General features: G+C 62.9%; 16 protein-coding genes. 1 reads left to right on the top strand and 15 read right to left on the bottom strand.

The window, feature by feature from the left end; genetic code table 11:
- Window positions 1-15: 15 nt before the first annotated feature.
- Window positions 16-1,008, top strand: a complete 993-nt coding sequence (locus ACO1XS_RS19815) for a LysR family transcriptional regulator (protein WP_331572627.1) — start codon at window positions 16-18, stop codon at window positions 1,006-1,008.
- A gap of 64 nt (window positions 1,009-1,072) precedes the next feature.
- Here the strand turns inward: ACO1XS_RS19815 and ACO1XS_RS19810 are convergent, their stop codons facing one another.
- The 15 genes from ACO1XS_RS19810 to ACO1XS_RS19740 all read right to left on the bottom strand — a co-directional run bounded on the left by ACO1XS_RS19810 (window position 1,073) and on the right by ACO1XS_RS19740 (window position 16,648).
- Window positions 1,073-1,552, bottom strand: coding sequence for a lytic transglycosylase domain-containing protein (locus tag ACO1XS_RS19810; protein WP_331572625.1), 480 nt, complete (start codon window positions 1,550-1,552; stop codon window positions 1,073-1,075).
- 34 nt (window positions 1,553-1,586) lie between these two features.
- The gene (locus ACO1XS_RS19805) at window positions 1,587-2,021 is read right to left on the bottom strand and encodes a hypothetical protein (RefSeq protein ID WP_486391482.1); all 435 of its coding nucleotides are present in this window, start codon (window positions 2,019-2,021) and stop codon (window positions 1,587-1,589) included.
- A gap of 13 nt (window positions 2,022-2,034) precedes the next feature.
- Window positions 2,035-2,415, bottom strand: a complete 381-nt coding sequence (locus ACO1XS_RS19800; protein ID WP_331572621.1) for a hypothetical protein — start codon at window positions 2,413-2,415, stop codon at window positions 2,035-2,037.
- A gap of 241 nt (window positions 2,416-2,656) precedes the next feature.
- Complete coding sequence (locus ACO1XS_RS19795) at window positions 2,657-3,349, bottom strand: B3/B4 domain-containing protein (protein WP_486391481.1); 693 nt, start codon at window positions 3,347-3,349, stop codon at window positions 2,657-2,659.
- Window positions 3,350-3,441: 92 nt separating this feature from the next.
- Window positions 3,442-3,816 carry a VOC family protein gene (locus ACO1XS_RS19790; RefSeq protein WP_486391480.1) on the bottom strand — a complete coding sequence of 125 codons (375 nt, stop codon included), beginning with the start codon at window positions 3,814-3,816 and terminating at the stop codon, window positions 3,442-3,444.
- Between the two features lie 120 nt (window positions 3,817-3,936).
- Window positions 3,937-4,365 (bottom strand): ParB N-terminal domain-containing protein, encoded by a 429-nt coding sequence (locus ACO1XS_RS19785; RefSeq protein WP_331572615.1) that lies wholly within the window; start codon window positions 4,363-4,365, stop codon window positions 3,937-3,939.
- A gap of 94 nt (window positions 4,366-4,459) precedes the next feature.
- Window positions 4,460-5,233, bottom strand: a complete 774-nt coding sequence (locus tag ACO1XS_RS19780) for an ABC transporter ATP-binding protein (protein WP_486391479.1) — start codon at window positions 5,231-5,233, stop codon at window positions 4,460-4,462.
- Window positions 5,227-6,288: a FecCD family ABC transporter permease gene (locus ACO1XS_RS19775; RefSeq protein ID WP_486391478.1), complete on the bottom strand. Its 1,062-nt coding sequence runs from the start codon at window positions 6,286-6,288 to the stop codon at window positions 5,227-5,229. The genes ACO1XS_RS19780 and ACO1XS_RS19775 overlap by 7 nt, the downstream gene beginning before the upstream one ends.
- Window positions 6,285-7,499 carry an ABC transporter substrate-binding protein gene (locus ACO1XS_RS19770; protein ID WP_486391477.1) on the bottom strand — a complete coding sequence of 405 codons (1,215 nt, stop codon included), beginning with the start codon at window positions 7,497-7,499 and terminating at the stop codon, window positions 6,285-6,287. The genes ACO1XS_RS19775 and ACO1XS_RS19770 overlap by 4 nt, the downstream gene beginning before the upstream one ends.
- 33 nt (window positions 7,500-7,532) lie before the next feature.
- A complete protein-coding gene (locus ACO1XS_RS19765; RefSeq protein ID WP_486391476.1) occupies window positions 7,533-8,795 on the bottom strand; it encodes an MFS transporter in 1,263 nt (420 codons plus the stop codon).
- The gene (locus tag ACO1XS_RS19760) at window positions 8,792-10,735 is read right to left on the bottom strand and encodes an IucA/IucC family protein (protein ID WP_486391475.1); all 1,944 of its coding nucleotides are present in this window, start codon (window positions 10,733-10,735) and stop codon (window positions 8,792-8,794) included. Before ACO1XS_RS19760 ends, ACO1XS_RS19765 begins: the two co-directional genes overlap by 4 nt.
- Window positions 10,677-11,891 carry an NAD/NADP octopine/nopaline dehydrogenase family protein gene (locus tag ACO1XS_RS19755; RefSeq protein ID WP_486391474.1) on the bottom strand — a complete coding sequence of 405 codons (1,215 nt, stop codon included), beginning with the start codon at window positions 11,889-11,891 and terminating at the stop codon, window positions 10,677-10,679. Before ACO1XS_RS19755 ends, ACO1XS_RS19760 begins: the two co-directional genes overlap by 59 nt.
- A gap of 20 nt (window positions 11,892-11,911) precedes the next feature.
- Window positions 11,912-12,961 (bottom strand): PLP-dependent cysteine synthase family protein, encoded by a 1,050-nt coding sequence (locus tag ACO1XS_RS19750; RefSeq protein ID WP_486391473.1) that lies wholly within the window; start codon window positions 12,959-12,961, stop codon window positions 11,912-11,914.
- Window positions 12,948-14,387 (bottom strand): Y4yA family PLP-dependent enzyme, encoded by a 1,440-nt coding sequence (locus tag ACO1XS_RS19745; protein WP_486391472.1) that lies wholly within the window; start codon window positions 14,385-14,387, stop codon window positions 12,948-12,950. Before ACO1XS_RS19745 ends, ACO1XS_RS19750 begins: the two co-directional genes overlap by 14 nt.
- Before the next feature lie 20 nt (window positions 14,388-14,407).
- The gene (locus ACO1XS_RS19740) at window positions 14,408-16,648 is read right to left on the bottom strand and encodes a TonB-dependent receptor (RefSeq protein WP_486391471.1); all 2,241 of its coding nucleotides are present in this window, start codon (window positions 16,646-16,648) and stop codon (window positions 14,408-14,410) included.
- Window positions 16,649-16,751: the final 103 nt, after the last annotated feature.

Raw genomic sequence — 16,751 nt, 5'->3', positions numbered from 1 at the left:
GAATACGAGCAGACCATGAAGCGCGACTACGCAGTCCAGCGGGGCACACTCGACGGGGTCGAGGCATTCGTACGTGTCGCCGAACGCCGCAGTTTTCGAGGCGCAGCGGCCGATCTCGGCGTGACCCCATCGGCCGTGAGCCAAGCCGTCCGGGCACTCGAAGCGCGCGTCGGCATCGCGCTTTTCACGCGCACGACGCGCAGCGTGGGCCTGACCGAAGCCGGTGAGCGGTTTCTCGAGCGCGCCCTGCCCGCGTTCCAGGAAATCCTTGCCGCAAGCAATGCCGCCCGCGAACTCGGCGCAAAACCGTCGGGCCTGCTTCGTATCGCGGTACCGCGCGCGGCCGTACCGCTCGTATTGCAGCCGCTTCTGGCCTCGTTCAGCGCCGCCTACCCCGATATCGCCGTCGAGATTGCCGCCAGCGAAAAGCTCGTCGATCTGGCAAAGGAAGGTTTCGATGCGGGGATACGGATGGGCGAGCTGATCGCCAACGATATGGTCGCCATCCGGCTCACGCCGCCGTTTCGATTCATCGTGGTGGGAAGTCCCGCCTATTTCACACGGCGTGGTCGCCCCCGCACACCGGCCGAGCTCGCCGCGCATTCGTGCATTCGGCTGCGGCGGTCCAACGGTGCGCTTGCCACGTGGCGGCTGAAAGAAGGGAGCGAAATGGTCGATCTGAGCGTGTCGGGCTCGTTGATCGTTCACGATTTCCCGACGATGCTGGAGGCCGCGCTAAGCGGTGCGGCGTTGGCGCAGGTGCCGGAGCCCGTCGCCGCGGAGCACTTGAGCTCGGGGCGGCTCGAAGAAGCGCTGGCCAGACACGCGCCGCTCACATCGGGTTTGTTCCTCTATTTCCCTGACAGGAAACAGGTACTGCCGAAGCTGCGTGCGTTTATCGAGCATGCGCGATCGTTCACGCAGGATCGGCAGACCGAGGCGTCCGAAACAGCGAAACCGGCGAAAACGCCGAAAGCGGGAGCACGGCGCGTGCGCTCGCGCGACTAAGACGTTGGCTCGCGGCATGCGAGTCGCGCCTCTCTGGCTCGCCCGCGTCAAAAGAACGCCGCCGCTATTCGGAAGCGCCCCACGAAACGAGTACCGCGTGAATGTCGCGCGCATATTGATCGCGCAGGCGCGGCGTTTCCGAGTGATAAGCGCCGATGGCTCGCCACGTATTGCCGTGACGCAGCATTTTCTGCTTGAGCATCCACGCGGCCACATAGACATTCACGCAGCCATTGCGCAGCGCCCCGGGCGGAACGCCATTGCGGCGCAACTCATTGAAGTGAATCGAGTTGATCTGCGCCTCTCCGATATCGACGCTGCCGTCCGTGTTGCGGTGCACGGCCTCCGGATTGCCTTTCGATTCGAACCAAACGATCGCTCGCAGGATCAGCGGATTGACGCCCTGATAAGCGCCGGCCTGCTCATAGCAGTCCGCCTCGGCGTGGACAGCGCCGTTCAATGCGACCGTGCAGGCAAGCGCGAGCGCAAGGCGCATCCATACCGAGTTTCGGCAACGGCGGCTAGCCGGTAAAAGGTTCTTCATCGCAATAGGCTCCCCTGGCGCTGGCGGCGGCGAATCATCGCGTCATGGCAACGGATACGGCGTCGGCCGCCGAACGCGCATCGTTCGCGGTCCCGCGCAATACCGCATCGAGCTTGCTGGACATCGACGCGAGGTAGGCGCGCGACTCCGGGCTGACCACCGTGCGCACGACGATCTCGGCGGGCTTGGTGGAATGAGCGCGTGCGCGCAACGCCTTTTTGGAACGATGAGTGCCGCGCGGGACGGGAGCGTCGTCCTTCAGATCCTCGACATCCTGCGCGGCCGATGTCGGCAACGACGCGAGCGGCGGCAAGGGCGGCAGCAGTTTGTCGGGATCGGCAGGCGCGACGAATTTCATGGCCGGTGCGCCCGCCGTCGTAGCGACGGGCGTAGCGTCCGTGCTGCCCGGTGCCGCGAATGTGCATTGCGAGGCGTGCAGGAGTGCAAGAGCAATCGTGAATCGCAACATGAATCGTCTCCTGTCACTCGGTCGGCTTGACCCTGACGCTATAGGGTTGGCAACTTCCCGTCGCCACGTTATCGATGCGAACGACCCCGGCGCGCTGAGGCGGGATGCCTCGTCGTACTGCCTGATCGAGGTAGCCGAAATCCTGCGCCAGCGCGGCGACGACGATCGTCGTCGGCTGCGGCTGCTTTGCGGCCACGGCGCCGACCTTGGCAAGCACCTCGCTCAATTGCGGATCGCGCGCCCCGAGCGCATCCGGTGGAATGACGAGGTCGACGACGCTCGCCGAAGCAGGCTGCGTTTTGGCGTCGGCATTGCCGGCATCTGGGCGCATTGCCTGCAACTGGGCGCAACCGGCAAAAGCGGTCACGACGAAAACGCTGGCGAGCAGTCTCAAGATTCTTCTCCACGCTAAGGAATGCCTTATCGGCAGCGCGGAGAAATGATTTAGCCCCCTAGCGTCGAAAGCCCCAACCCACTGGGCTCCCCGGTAGCGAGCAGGATCGCGGAATTCCACGAACGCTGAATAGCGTCCTCACCTTTCATCGGCGCAGAGGGTTTCGCCATTTTCATATGACAAAAGCCCAATAGCGACGGAACCGCTTCAATCGCATCGTGAAAGAAATCCGAATCGGCGTTTAAAACTCGAAAGCGGGCGATGTCTTCGTCAAGATCGCCTGCGCCTTCGGCGCAGTCCATAGCTCGCTTACCTCACGAGCCAGGACATCGAGCACCGTGCCAATGTCCGTCATCGCCGTGGCATGAAGCGCTTCGATAACGATCAGTACGTGCTTGGTATCCGAACGAACCGCTGAAGCCGCGCTTTGCCGATGTGTCCAGCGTCGAGCGTGCGCGCACGCCGCCTCATCCACAAAGATCACCTCGCCGGGCTCGGGCGACTCGAGTTCGCCGGAAAAGGACAGATAGTGTTCGTCGCCCGCCGCAAAGCGGACCTCGAGATACTGCGCAACGCGTGAGACGTCGAATACTGCGATCGGAACCGCGAACGCGAGCGAGATCGCGTTGCATAGATCGACCAGCGGATGAAGCCGCGGCAAAGCGCCGTCCTTTCGGAAACGCCGAAGCAACGATTCGGCGGCGCAGCGGTATTGCGTGGGCTTGCATCCCATCTTGGCAAAAGCCCGCCGCCAGGCCTGGATCTCCGGCCATTCGCCTTCCGCCACCTGACTCAGCCGCGACCGGGCCATCCCTTGAAACCTTGCGATGCGTCCATCGACGTCGACGCCGTCGGTGATTTCCGGCGCCAACAGCACGCCGGGAACCAGAGCGGGATGATCCTCCCAGATCTCTCGAGCATGTCGAAAATACATCGAATCGCCTCCTCTACCGATACGGAAAGTCCGTATCGTGACGAAGGGGGCGTTGGCCGTCTTGAACGAAATTGCAGCGGTGGCAAGTCCCGCTATTGCCCGCCGCAGTAAGCCTCGATCCGATATCCATCCGGATCGATGACAAAAGCGGCATAGTAATCCGGCGCGTAGAGATCGCGTATGCCGGGCTTGCCGTTGTCGCGTCCGCCCGCCTCCAGCGCCTGTTTATAAAATGCGTCGACACTCGCACGGTCCGGTGCGGTAAAGCAAAAATGCAGCCCGGTGCGCATATCGGGATCGACGGGGTGATCGGTGGGGGATATCCAGAACCTCGGGGAATCCGCGCCATATCCGAGCAAGTCGGCAGCCTCGCGCAAGCGGCGATACCCGAGCGCACCGAGGGCCGCGTCGTAGAACAATTTGGCCTTCGCGATATTCCGTACGCCGATAGAAACGTGGTCCAGCATTTGACGCCTCCTGAGATCGTTGGAACAGCAAAGCGATTGTCCAGCAACTGTCCGTCGAAGGCTTTGCAAAAATTGCGCCGCGCATCGTTCGTCTGCCGCCGCCATGCGGGCCCCAGGGAATCAGACGGCGCCGCGCAGCAGCGACAAAGGTATCTCCGTGCAGGGAAGCCGAGGGGCAAAGCTGTGGCGCGTCGTTTTATACGGAAAAAGAAGCTTGTCCTGCAAGATCCGCTTGCAGATATGACGGACGCAAAACGGCTCGCCTGTCTGCCAGTGCGTAACCGAGACTCTCGGGTCTCGATAGTCGAGCAGCACGCATGGCAGATAGCGAAGCTCGAGCACAGCCGCGGCGCGTAGCCGGTGATTGCCGTCCATCACGATCCCCGACTCCTTCTCGATCGGAATCGGCGTCGTCCAGTCGCCGACATTGCGAATCGCCAACGCGAGACGGCAGACGTCGCCCTCGTCGACGATCTCCGACGCCCGCAGAAACGAGACTGGCTTGAGCGCTACGCAGTATGCGGGTTCAGTGGGCATTTCGATGGTCATTCGCCCTCCGTGGTGGAATCGCCGGACCGCCGGACCGCCGGACCGCCGGATCGAACGAAAGTCGCTAAGGCGCAGGCCGTGCGTGTTCGATGCGTCACGCCACTGCCAGATCGTGCAGGGCACCATCGACGATGACGTGTCGCGCCCCCATCGAGCAGCGCTCCACGCGCGCCTCGATCCGGTACACGTCACGCAGCATCTGGCCTGTGATGACGTCTTCGCAGGGGCCGCTGGCGCGCGCAGTGCCGTCAGCGATCACGAGCACTTGATCGGCGAAGCGCAATGCCTGATTCAAATCGTGCAGCGCGATCAACACGATCATGCCCCGCGCCTTCGCAATGTTCCGGATGAAGCCGAGCACCTGAAACTGCCTGCGCATATCGAGCGCACTCGTCGGTTCGTCCATCAGCATGATTTCGGGCTCGCGCGCGAGCGTCTGGGCAATCGAAACGAGCTGACGCTGTCCGCCGCTCAACTCGTCCAGATGGCGAAACGCAAGCTCGCCGATGCCGATCGATGCCATGACGGTGTCGATCAGCGCGAGATCGTCTTCATGCACGGTCCATGTCGGCTGGCGCTGTTTGCGCGCCAGCAGCACGGATTCGTAGACAGTCAGCCGAGCGGTGGCAACCGAGTCCTGCGGCATGTAGCAGATGCCGTCCATGCCGCGACGCGCCCCCTCTATCCGCACCTCGCCGGGCCCATCGACGAGCCCCGCGATGCGTTTGAACAGCGTCGATTTGCCGGCTGCATTCGGCCCCACGACCGCGATCACTTCGGAGCCCTTGAACACGGGCGTGCTGACATCGGAAAGAATCCGGCGGGCGCCGTACGCGGCGCCGACACCCTCGAGCGATAGCTTCACCATGTGTTCCTCTTGCGGCTCAGAATCAGCGAAATGAAAAACGGCACGCCGACGAGGGACGTGACCACCCCAATCGGAAAGATCGCGCCCGGCACGATGGTCTTGCTGACCACCGAGCTTGCCGAGAGCATCAACGCACCTGTCAGCACCGAGGCCGGCAGGAAAAAGCGTTGATCCTCGCCGACGAGCATGCGGGCGATATGCGGCCCGACGAGCCCGACGAAACCGATGACGCCGACGAAAGCGACCGGAAACGCCGCCAGCACGCTGACCATGACGAGCGTCTGCAAGCGCAGCCGCGAGACGTCGATCCCGAAGCTTGCCGCCTTGTCGTCGCCGAGCCGCAGCGCCGTCAATTGCCATACGCGTCGCGCGAAGATCGGCAACATGACGAGGATCGCCGCGCTGACGATGCCGAGTTTCGCCCACGTGGCCTTGGTGAGGCTGCCCATCGTCCAGAACACGACGGCGGCCACGGCCTGCTCGGTCGCCAGATACTGCACGAGCGCAAGCAGGGCATTGAAGGTGAACACGAGTGCAATGCCGAGCAGCACGATGGTTTCGGCCGTGACGCCGCGCCGCGTGCTGAGCAAATGAATCAGCATCGCCGAAACGAGTGCCATGGCGAACGCATTGAGCGGCACGATGTAGTCGACAGCCACGGGCAGCAGCTTGATGCCGAACGCCAGCCCCAGCGCGGCACCGAAACTGGCTGCCGCGGAGATGCCCAACGTGAATGGACTGGCAAGCGGATTGTTGAGGATGGTCTGCATCTGCGCACCGGCCAGCGACAAGGCAGCGCCGACGGCCACCGCCATCAAGGCCACCGGCATGCGAATCTCCCACAGCACGACGCGCAGTTGATCCGGTACCGAGGCGGGACTCAGCACGGCGCGCAACACGTCGGCGGGGCGATAGCTTGCCGGTCCGAGCGCGAGATCGCAGAGCACGCTGGCGATCAGCGCGATCGCGACGATGCCGAGCAGCAGCCGCTTGCGGCGCACGAGCCCGCGATAGGCGCTACGTTCGACCGTAGTGGGCAGGGACACCGAACTCATTGATGAAGCTCCTTCGCGGGCAGGCTGACGAAATAACCGGGTTTGTAATCGACCGGCAAAAAACGCTTATGCAATTCGCGGAATGTGGCACCGGGATCGAGGTCGGCAAAAAGCTCGGGATGAAACCATTTCGCCAGTTGCTGAATCGCCACGAAATCGTATGGGCTGTTGTAGAACTGATGCCAGATCGCATGAAACGCACGATTTCGGTTGGCGGCGGTCCCTGCATAAGCCGGTCGCGCCGTGAAATACTCGAGCTTGCGCGCGGCTTCGGTCATGTCCGCGCCCGGGCCCAGACCGATCCAGTGTCCATGCGGCACGAAGGCCTCCCAATTCGCGGTCGTCACGATCACCTGATCCGGGTTCGCGGCGACGACCTGCTCGGGGTTCAACTGACCGAACGTCGTGCGCACGATGCCGTCGGCGACGTTATGCCCGCCCGCCATTTCGACGAACTTGCCGAAGTTCTCGTTCCCGAACGTGAGGCAACAGTCCTCCGTATAGCCGCCGATGCGTTCGATGAACACGTTCGGTCTCGCCGGACGGCGGGCGGCGATGACGTCCGTCACCCGCCGAATCTGTTCGTTGCGAAACGCGATGAATGCTTCCGCGCGCGCCTCCTTGCCGAAAAGCTTGCCGATGAGGCGCATCGTCGGCTCGGTGTTTTCGATCGGATGGTGACGAAAATCGACATACACCACGGGAATGCCCAGCGCGCTCAATTTCTCCGTGTATCGCGCATCGTCGGTCGCGCGCTTCGCCTCGATATTCATCAGGATCACATCGGGCTCGAGCGAAACGGCTTGCTCGATGTCGAAGGTGCCGTCCTCGAATCCGCCGAACGTCGGAATATCCGCGATCTTCGGGAATTTGGTCCGGTAGGCGGACCAGGTATCCGGATCCGATTGGATCAAGTCCTTGCGCCAGCCGACGATCCGCTTGATCGGATCGTCGGTATCGAGTGCTGCGACGAGATAGAGCTGACGCCCCTCGCCGAGGATCACCCGGCGCACCGGCACATGAACCTGCACCCGGCGCCCCAGCAAATCCGTGACTGTCGTCAGCGCGGGCGTACCGGAGGCCGGTACGGCCGAAGCCTCCGCGGGCTGCGCAGCCGGCTTCGATAACCACCATAACGAGAGCACGACGCAGAGCGCGGCAATTGCGACTGCGGCTATCGAGGTGCCGCGCCGTTGGCGTTTTTGTGTCATTGCGGGAAATAGCGATGAATAAACATGAACCCGTTACTGTCGGACCGAAACCCGCGCACGTGCGACAGGATGCCGATCGCGCGAGAGCACGAGGATGACAGCCACGGCGAATGCGTAGGCCGCCGCCACGAAAAAATAGGTGTATCGCAGGCCCAGGCCGTCGCTCAACCAGCCACCCAGCGCAATGCCTGTGATCGACGCGAACTGAGTCACGCTCTGCGCGATGCCGAGCACATACCCTTGATGAACCGTTCCGGCGGCGCGCGAGATCAACGACATCAGCACGGGCGTCGTCGCGCCGAGCAGCACACCCCACGCGAAATGGATTGCCACGAAAACGACGATATGCCGCGTGAGCGCCGCGCTCAGCGTGAGGGCCATGCATGCGATGGCGACGAAGGTCATGGCGCGCAGCGCCTCGCTGCGCATCCGATTCTCGAAGTAACGGGCCCAGAGGGCGGCGGAAACGACGAATCCGAACGACAGCATGCCGTAGCACAGGCCGACGACCCAGTTGTCGGCCTTGAATGTCGAGCTCACATAAAGCGAGAACGGTGTCTGCGTGATCGTCCGACTCACGAGCAGAATGCCCACGATGCCGAGCAGGCCCGGTATTGGAGATGCGCGCCAAGGAAATGCGGCGCCCGTCCCCGCCCCGCCCGCCGGCACCGGTGCGGGGGAATCTGTCCGCGCGGGCTGCTGTGCACGCACATCCGGCAGGACGACCGCGACGGCGATGGCACAACACAAGCAAAGCAGGCCGGCGACGAAATTGATCCAGAAAAACGTCGCGTTATCGAGAATCAGCCCGCCGACGACAGCCCCCGTCAGCGAGCCGAGATTCGTCGACACCTGCAGATACGCAAAGAGCCGCGCGCGCCGCGACGGCGCAACGATACCCACCCCATAAGTCTGGGCCGGCGCAATATAGCCGGCGCACGCGCCTTGCACGAAACGCAGCGCGAGGATCGCCCAGACATCGCTCGCCCATGCCAGCGCGAGCTGCGTCAATGCGAGGCCCAGCAGCGCTCGGATCATCATGAGTTTGTGCCCGGTGCGGTCGCCGATGCGGCCCCACAACGCACTGGTCAACATGATGCCGAGCATTGGCCCGACATAGACGGCAACACCCGCAAAGCCGAACTCGAGATTCGATGTACTGAGTGCCTTGAGACGAAGCGGCCAGAACGGGCCGCTCATCTCCATCGCACCCATGGAGACGAGTTGAATCGCGAACAGCACATGAATCAGCCGCGAAGCGCGCGGCGGTGCAAGCGAGGCGCCGGCGTATGTCATCGGTCGGTCCCCCGAAGCGCCGTCATCGCATGTCGCAATGGATTGGGCAGATGATGCTGAAGCCGGTAGTCGGCGTATCTCAGCAGATGCATGCGCAAGACGGAGCGCGTCGGCCACGGGTGCTCGAGAAACGCGGCGCGCTCTGTCTCCCACAGCGTCGCATCGACTCGCGAGGCGAAGGCGTCGAACGAGTGGGCCGTTTCCTCACGGAGGATCTCCCACAAGCGCGTGGGTGCCAGCCCATACTCGCGCGTGAGCAACAGCGCCATTTCGTGCAGATGGCAGACGAAGCACGCATCGAGCACGAACGCACGCACGGGTTCGATATCGCCCTCGAAAACCGTGGGGAGGATGCCGGGATGCACATAGGGCTCGAGCGTGTGCCCGCGGGCGGCCAGTAGCGGCGCGTAGGTGCGTCCGTCGCCGAAATCGCGAATCAGCAGGCGCTTCGGGGTGCCGTCAGCCGCGAACAGCACCGAGGTGTTCTGCTGATGCGCCTCGAGCGCGATACCGTACAGCAGATAGATGCCGATCACCGGATGCGTGACCACATGCGCGTACTGCCTGAACCACGCTTCGACCGCTTCGATGGTTTCGGCCGTTTTCGCCGTGGCGCGTCGGGCGTCGCGCGTTTCGATCAACTCGGCCGCGAGCGGCCGGCCGTCGATCGGCGATGCGCTCAGCAAGGACGCCACCGTGACCGGCAGCAGTCCGTCCGAACGCTCGAACGCGTCCTTGCTCGCGCGGAACGCGACCGACAAATGCCGTCCGGGCCTGTCCTCCTGCCGCACAGCATGCTTATAGTGAAATGCGACTTCTTCGGGAAAGATTTCGAGCGTTTGGTCGAAGCCCCGCTCGTCCGCCAGGATGCGCTGGATCAGCGTGCTGATGCGCGGCCCCATATGGATCGATTTCGCTTGCAGGCTGCGTTGCTCGCTCGTCAGCCAAAGCGCGACAGGCAGCTTGATGAACGGCACCGCACCGGGCAACCGCGGCATCATGGTGCGAAACGACATCGTCGGCCACGTCTCGATATCGGGGCCGTCGAGCATGAGTATGCCCTCCTCGATCTCGGCTGCGTATTCCTTGTGCACGAAATGTTCGAGATGCCACGCGTGAATCGGCAGGGGCAGCCAAGCACGCTCGTCGAGCCCCTTCTCGTTCAAGCCGTCCTTCCAGCGCGCCCAGACCTCGGGGAAATTCTCGGCGAACCAATCGTGATAGCTCTCGACATGCGGCATCCGCTCGATATGAGCCATGTCGCCGCGCAGGGCCGCGATGCGCACGGCCACCGTCGCATTGAATTCGGGAGAAAGCGCCGCGACTTGCCGCGCATCGAGATCCGGTTTGCTCTTCCACGTGGGATAGAACGGGTGGCCCTCGAGCGCGCCCCATTGGTCAAGCAATATCGCGGCGTCGCGCACGCTCAGCTGCTTGCGAAGATAGTCGGCAAAGCCCGCGGCTGCGCTCGCATCGATGTCGGCGCGCAGATCGGCATTCCAACCGTCCCGGTGAACGCGCGCGAGTGCGTCGTTCTCGATGCTGTTGGCGATGTCGCGCGCGAGCCCGGCTACCCCCTCCTCGCTCGGCGCGAAGTCGAAGTGCGGCAGTAGCAGATCGATCAACCGTGCCGCGCTGAGAATCTCCTCGCGCGTGCCATCGACACCGATCAACGTCACGGTGCCGTGATTGACGAACGTATCGGCCAATGCGGATTCGAGATTGCTGAAGAACAGCAGCGCCCGCGTATCCCAGAGCGGCAGCCATGCACTGGGGCCAACCGGCGCGAAGACGAGTTTGTCCGTGGCAATAATTTTCTCGGCGAAAAGGCAGCGCACCACGCGCCGCAGCGCATTGCGCCGCGCCAGATTCAGCGCCGTCTCATGGCGCTCGGCATAACGGACATCGTCGGATTGCAATGGCAAAAGCGTGTTGTTCATGAAGTGTCCTGCGTCGGGCGGGCCAGGTTTCGGGAAAGTAGTCGAGCGCGGAGCCGCGTAGTCCCCCCATGTAGGACACGCTCCAGCGAAAGACCTCTTCGATATGAGGCAGGCGAACGCCGAGGCGGCGGCCCATTTCCACCAGCAGCGCAAGCCCATAGGCCACGTCTTCGTGAAAGGCGCGATGCGTCCTGTCGATGACGTACCCCGGGCGATCCGACGCACGGATCAATGGAGCCTGGATGCCGTTGTATGCCCGGTTCGTGCGCAACACCGACAGCATCGTGTCGCGGTCCCGAATCTGCTGTTCATAGGCCTCGACGATCTCCTGCTTCAACGGTTTGACCGAAGAAAGCTCTACGCCCAGGCGGCGTTCGACGGTCTTGCACAGCAACTGATTCTCTTCGTCGCTGCGTTCGAGGAAATAGGCGCCGAGCTCGGGGCAATCGGTCCACCAGCAGATCGGGGCGGCAAACGTCTTGTCATGCCACTGACCGTATGGGCCGATGAGTCCATAGATCACCGAGCTGTGCATGATCGGATTGCCCGGCGTCAGCGTGATCTCGAGATAATCGTCGAGCAACTCGACAGGCGCCGCATAGAGGCGCCGCAAGTGCGCCAGCAAGGCACGGCGCGACGCATCGCTCTCGCGCGCATGCGTCGCGACATGGAGCACGCTTTTCGCGCCCCCCATGCGGACCGATTCGCCGGGCTGCAGATCGGACGCGATATGCGCGACATCCTTCATTCCCCAGATGACGACGTTGGGGCGCTCTCCGAAGGCGCGCTCGGCGAGCCAATCGAAGCCGCAGAAGCCGGGGATCGCGCCGACGTATACGGGCTTGTCCGAAGACAGATGCGGCGCGATGGCCCGCACGAGTGCCGGCCGTACATGCGCCGGTACCGTTACGATGACGATATCGGCACCCGGAAGCACCGTGGCGGGGTCACACGCGATGGCATCCAGGCGACCGAAGCATCGGCTGCCATCCGGCAGCACTGCGACGATGCCGTTCTCGTGCTCGCGAGCGCGCGCGATCGCATACTCGCTGTTCGTCAACAGCGCCACGCGCACACCGGGGATCTGCTTGAACAGCACCGCCGCGAGATGCCCGGTTCGGCCGCCGCCGCATACCACCACGTTCAGAGTGGACATGGGATTCGCTTCGCTCGCCGTCATGCGGCCTGCACCGCGTGCAAACGCGGAATGTCGCGCGGCAGCTCGGCTGGATGTTCCTGTCCAAGCCAGCCATCGAGCTGGTCCCAAACCGCGGCGTCGAGCAGATTGCGGTCCCTGAGCCACGTCTCGTCGAAGACCGTGTTCAAATATTTCTCGCCGCCGTCGGCCACCGCGGCCAGCACGTTGCCGCCGATCGTTCCGCTATGGATCAGTTCGAGCGCTTTGTAGATCACACCGCCCGTCGAGCCACCGACGAGCAACCCCGTGCGTCGCGCCATATAGCGGGCGGTCTCGAACGCTTGCGCATCGCCCACTTGCACGCCCATGTCGATGCAGCTGTAATCGAGTACGAGCCCCACCGTATCGCCGGCCGGTGTGCCGGTGCCCGATTGATAGTAGGGGTGCCCCGGCTGGCCGAAGACGATCGATCCGTCAGGCTCGACAGCGATGGTCGTCGTGCGCGGGTTGTGGACTTTGAGCCCGCGCGCGATGCCGGTCATCGAACCGCCCGTCCCGACACAGCCCACATAGGCATCCACCCCGCCCACCTCGGCGATGACTTCCCTCACGAACTCCGAATATCCGCCTGCATTGGCCGCGTTATCGGATTGATTCATGAAGACGGCGCCAGGAATCTGGCTCGCTACCTCCGCGGCCATGCGCTGGCGCTCAACCACCGCGACTTCGTCTTCGCGGTAGGTGCCTTCGACATAACGGATCTCGGCGCCCAAAGCGCGCATGACGGCAATTTTGTCGGGCGCCGCATGATGATCGACGATGGCGATGAAGCGCAGACCGAACTCGACGGCGGCGATCGCCAAGCCAATGCCCGTATTGCCGGAGGAGGACTCCACGACGACGCCACCCGGGCTCAGCCGTCCCGATTTGAGCGCGGCGACGATCATATTGCGCGCCATGCGGTCCTTGATGCTGCCACCGGGGTTGTTCTTCTCGATCTTGAGCAGCAGCCTTGCCTGCCGGGCTGGAACAGAAATGCTCAGGACAGGTGTGTTTCCGATCAGGTCGGTGACTTTATTCAAAATCATTCCGATTCTCCATTCGATCGTCAGGTGAAATGTCCATGCCGCCCGTGGCGTCAAATGCCACGGCAATCCGGCGCGGCATGGGATGGCGGTGAAATTCGTTTTCGAGCAGATCCATCTGGTAGCCGGCTGTGTTGGCATAGACCAGCAGATCCCCGGCTTGGGGTCTTCTCGAAAAATGAACGAGGCGATTCGTCAAGACGTCTTCATCGAGACAGCTGTGTCCGGCGATCCAGGCCCGCACCGGTACCGCGGTCCGCGTTTCATCGTCGGTGGGATTCACCGATACGACGATCGGGTCCACCAGGAACTCCGAGCCGAACCACGTTTCGCACGCGCTGAAGCTGCTGCCTTCGACGAAGACGACGGCCTCGCCCGCCGCCTGCGCCTTGACACGGGTAATGCGAAAAATCGATACGGCCGTCTGGTCGGCCAGGCTTCTTCCCGGCTCGATCGCCAGCGTCAGGCCTTGCGCATTCAGATACCGTGCGATGGACATACCGTCCGTGCAGGGCGAGCCGAGCAACCGGTCCAGCCACTCGCAGGCACCGATCGGACCGCCATAGGGATAAAACGATGCGGGGATCTTGCCGTTGCGGTAGTGACTCGGGTCCTGTGCACGAACGAACGCTTCGTACTCCTCACGATCGACGTATCCCACGGGCATTCCGCCGCCGATATCGACGATCTTCGGAACGAGGCCCATCGCGCGAGCCGCATCGACGAAATGAACGAGTTGGCGCATGGCGCTGGCCCGCGTCTCGTAACGATATCCGCCGAGATGAAAATGAAAACCCTCGAAAGAAAATGAATTGCTTTGCAGAGCCAACCGCTTCATGCAGGCAAGCAGATCCGCCGCGTTCATACCGAAGCGGCTCGCCGGCGCTTCTTCAGGGCGATAGCGCAACAGTACGCGTGCGGGCCGGTCGGGTTCGATCTCGCGGACGATCGTTTCGAGGTCCGCCAACTCCTCGCTCGAGTCGACCGATATCAACGCTGCATTGGCGACCAATGCCATGTGAAAGACTCGTGTCTTCGCCGGGCCCGTCGCACACAATCGAGCCGGGTCGATCCCGGCGCGCAGCGCATCGCGCATTTCGTAGAGGCTCGATACGTCAACCCCGATGCCTGCGTCGACCGCCGCACGCACGAGCGCGGGCGACTTGTTGACCTTCGCGCCGTAAAGAATCTCGAAGCGCAGATCGTGCCGGCGCAGCACCGCGCGAAACGCGTCGACGTTGCGAGCCAGCGTGCCCGGTACCACGACGTTGAGTGGAGAGCCATACTGCCGCGTCATGTCGCCCAGCGCTTGCGGCGCGCCGTGCACGAGACGGTCGAGCGCCGGCGCCAAAATGGGACGCAGCGAGGCAGGTTCGAACACCTGGACGCCTTGCGTTCGGTCTTGCCGATGCGAGCGATGAGTTTGCATCCGTATTCCCATCGCCGCGATCAGAAATCCACGGTGGCGGAGGCGAACAGTGTTCGCGGTGCGCCGAGCGAGATCGTGCCGAAAGAGGCGACGCCAGACCAATACTTCCGGTTGAAGACATTCAACACGCCGGCACGAAAGGTGGTGGTTTTACCGTGAATGGCAGTCGTATATCGCGTGCCGAAATCGACCGTCGTCCAGCCCGGTACCGACTGCGTGTTCGCCTGATTCACATACTCGCGCCCCGTGAAGTTCACGCCACCTGTGAGCGTCAGGCCCGCGACCCACGGCAGATCCCATTCGGCGCCCACATTCGCCATCCAGGTCGGTACACCCACGGGCCGATTGCCCGTCGTCGCGGCGCTGGCGGTCCTGGTCAGCTTCGCGTCGAGCAGCGTCGCGCCGCCGAGCACGCGAACGCCTCTGATCGGCTCGCCTGCTACGGTGAGCTCGAGCCCTTGATTGCGCTGCTCGCTATCGACGGTAAACACCGTCCCTGACAATTGACCGCTGGGCTTCGTGATTCGAAATGCCGCGAGGGTCGCCATCACGTTCTTGAAGTCGACTTTTACGCCGACCTCGTGCTGCTTCGTCTTGTACGGCGCGAACACCTGGCCTGCGTTCGAAGCGGCAGCCGGCGCAATGTCGCCCTTGCTGAGCCCTTCGATATAGTTCGCGTAAAGCGAAACGTTCTGCACGGGTTTGAAGACGATCCCCACCAATGGCGTCACCGCACTCTTGTCGTAGGATGTGGTCTTGGCGCCAGTGGCTGCGCTGAAGTTGTCCGACTCGACTTGCTGATGGCGCACGCCGGCCGTGAGCTGGACCCGATCGTTCAAGACGCTCAGCGTATCCGCGAGCGCCACGCCCGTCAGTTGCGACGACGAGACCTTCGGCGCACTCGACGGCGAAGCGATGGCCTGAGCCGGGCTCGCGACGGGCGAATAAATGTTCGAGAGAATCGCGGTGCCGGAATTGCTCGTCTGCGCGAGACGATCCTGATAGAGACTCGCCTGCAGCGTCAGCGCATGCTTGACCGGACCCGTATCGAAGTGGGCGCGCAAGCCCGTGTCGGCGCTCCAGCGGTTGACCTGGAATTTCCAGTTCTGCGGCGTCGAGCGCGTATCGCCCGCGGCATCGATGATCGTCGGCGTCTGGTCGGACAGCCGTGCAACGTCGGTCTTGGCGCCGCCTGCATCGGCGAATACCGTCACGTTGCTGTTCACGTCGTATTCGGCACGCAACAGCGTCGACTGATCGTAGGATTTCCACCAGCCCCACGATTGCGTGACGTTGCGCCGGCCGTCGGCGGCAGACGGCACCGCGATGCCCGATGTCACGAGGAAAGGCCGTGTGGGCGCATCGATCCATTGATATTGCTCGATGACATCGAGCGTCGCCCGCAAGCGCTCGCCCTGATAATCGAGCGACAAGGCGCCGACCTCCGCGCGGGAACGCTGGTTATCGAGCGGTGTGCCGCCTTGGCGATGCAGCCCGTTGAAACGGATGCCGAACTGTCGTTCGCTGCCGAACCGCCGGCTCATATCAATATGGCCGCCCACTTGCGAATCGGAGGTGTAGTCGGCCGTGAACCGGGTTAGGTCTTTCGCGAGCGGCCGTTTCGGCACGATGTTGACTACGCCCCCGACCCCACCGTTCGGCGACATGCCGTAAAGCAGCGCCGCCGGCCCCTTGAGCACATCGACACGCTCGACGTATTCGGTGAAGACGTGATAATTCGGCACCACGCCATATACGCCGTCGAATGCGAAATCGCTCAGGTTGCCTTCGTTGACTGGAAAGCCGCGGATATAAAAGGAATCGGTCACACCGCCCGTTTGCCCAGTGAAACGAATCGATGGGTCTTTGTTCAGCGCATCGCCGAGCGTGGGCGCCTGTTGATCGTCCAGGCGCTGCGACGTGTAGTTGCTCACGCTGAACGGCGTATCCATTGCGCTTTTGTTGCCGAGCAATCCCAGCCGCCCGCCCTGGGCGATCTGCCCGCCCGCGTAGGGTTTGACCGGCTCATCCGCCACTGCGTCGGTCTTGATTACGACCGCAGGGAGCGTGTTGCGCGAATCGCTCGGGCTCGTCACCGAGTCCGCGGACGCCTGCGCGCAGGCGACGGTACCGAGGCCCGTCGCCAACAAACCGACAAAGGCCGTGCGTACCGCGATCAATAAAGGTTTGAGAGCAACGGAAGATGGAGCGGCAATCGGATAAATAGACCGAACGGCAGCGCTGCGAGGCCGAAATGACATGATTGTTCGACGGTGTTGTTGTTGAGTGTTGACGAAACGTGCTCTCGTTCGAGCTCGCTTATCGTTAACCTTAACGCAAATGAGAATGACTCGCAATATCATT

Source organism: Trinickia sp. (genome assembly GCF_057351765.1).
Note: the sequence above shows the minus strand (reverse complement) of the source record. Positions and strands in the feature narration are given on the sequence as shown.

Bases quoted from the DNA above. Each gene is read 5' to 3' on its own strand.
- ACO1XS_RS19815 (WP_331572627.1), top strand. From the start codon at position 16: ATGAAGCGCGACTACGCAGTCCAGCGGGGCACACTCGACGGGGTCGAG.
- ACO1XS_RS19810 (WP_331572625.1), bottom strand. From the start codon at position 1,552: ATGAAGAACCTTTTACCGGCTAGCCGCCGTTGCCGAAACTCGGTATGG.
- ACO1XS_RS19805 (WP_486391482.1), bottom strand. From the start codon at position 2,021: ATGTTGCGATTCACGATTGCTCTTGCACTCCTGCACGCCTCGCAATGC.
- ACO1XS_RS19795 (WP_486391481.1), bottom strand. From the start codon at position 3,349: ATGTATTTTCGACATGCTCGAGAGATCTGGGAGGATCATCCCGCTCTG.
- ACO1XS_RS19790 (WP_486391480.1), bottom strand. From the start codon at position 3,816: ATGCTGGACCACGTTTCTATCGGCGTACGGAATATCGCGAAGGCCAAA.
- ACO1XS_RS19785 (WP_331572615.1), bottom strand. From the start codon at position 4,365: ATGACCATCGAAATGCCCACTGAACCCGCATACTGCGTAGCGCTCAAG.
- ACO1XS_RS19780 (WP_486391479.1), bottom strand. From the start codon at position 5,233: ATGGTGAAGCTATCGCTCGAGGGTGTCGGCGCCGCGTACGGCGCCCGC.
- ACO1XS_RS19775 (WP_486391478.1), bottom strand. From the start codon at position 6,288: ATGAGTTCGGTGTCCCTGCCCACTACGGTCGAACGTAGCGCCTATCGC.
- ACO1XS_RS19770 (WP_486391477.1), bottom strand. From the start codon at position 7,499: ATGACACAAAAACGCCAACGGCGCGGCACCTCGATAGCCGCAGTCGCA.
- ACO1XS_RS19765 (WP_486391476.1), bottom strand. From the start codon at position 8,795: ATGACATACGCCGGCGCCTCGCTTGCACCGCCGCGCGCTTCGCGGCTG.
- ACO1XS_RS19760 (WP_486391475.1), bottom strand. From the start codon at position 10,735: ATGAACAACACGCTTTTGCCATTGCAATCCGACGATGTCCGTTATGCC.
- ACO1XS_RS19755 (WP_486391474.1), bottom strand. From the start codon at position 11,891: ATGTCCACTCTGAACGTGGTGGTATGCGGCGGCGGCCGAACCGGGCAT.
- ACO1XS_RS19750 (WP_486391473.1), bottom strand. From the start codon at position 12,961: ATGATTTTGAATAAAGTCACCGACCTGATCGGAAACACACCTGTCCTG.
- ACO1XS_RS19745 (WP_486391472.1), bottom strand. From the start codon at position 14,387: ATGCAAACTCATCGCTCGCATCGGCAAGACCGAACGCAAGGCGTCCAG.
- ACO1XS_RS19740 (WP_486391471.1), bottom strand. From the start codon at position 16,648: ATGTCATTTCGGCCTCGCAGCGCTGCCGTTCGGTCTATTTATCCGATT.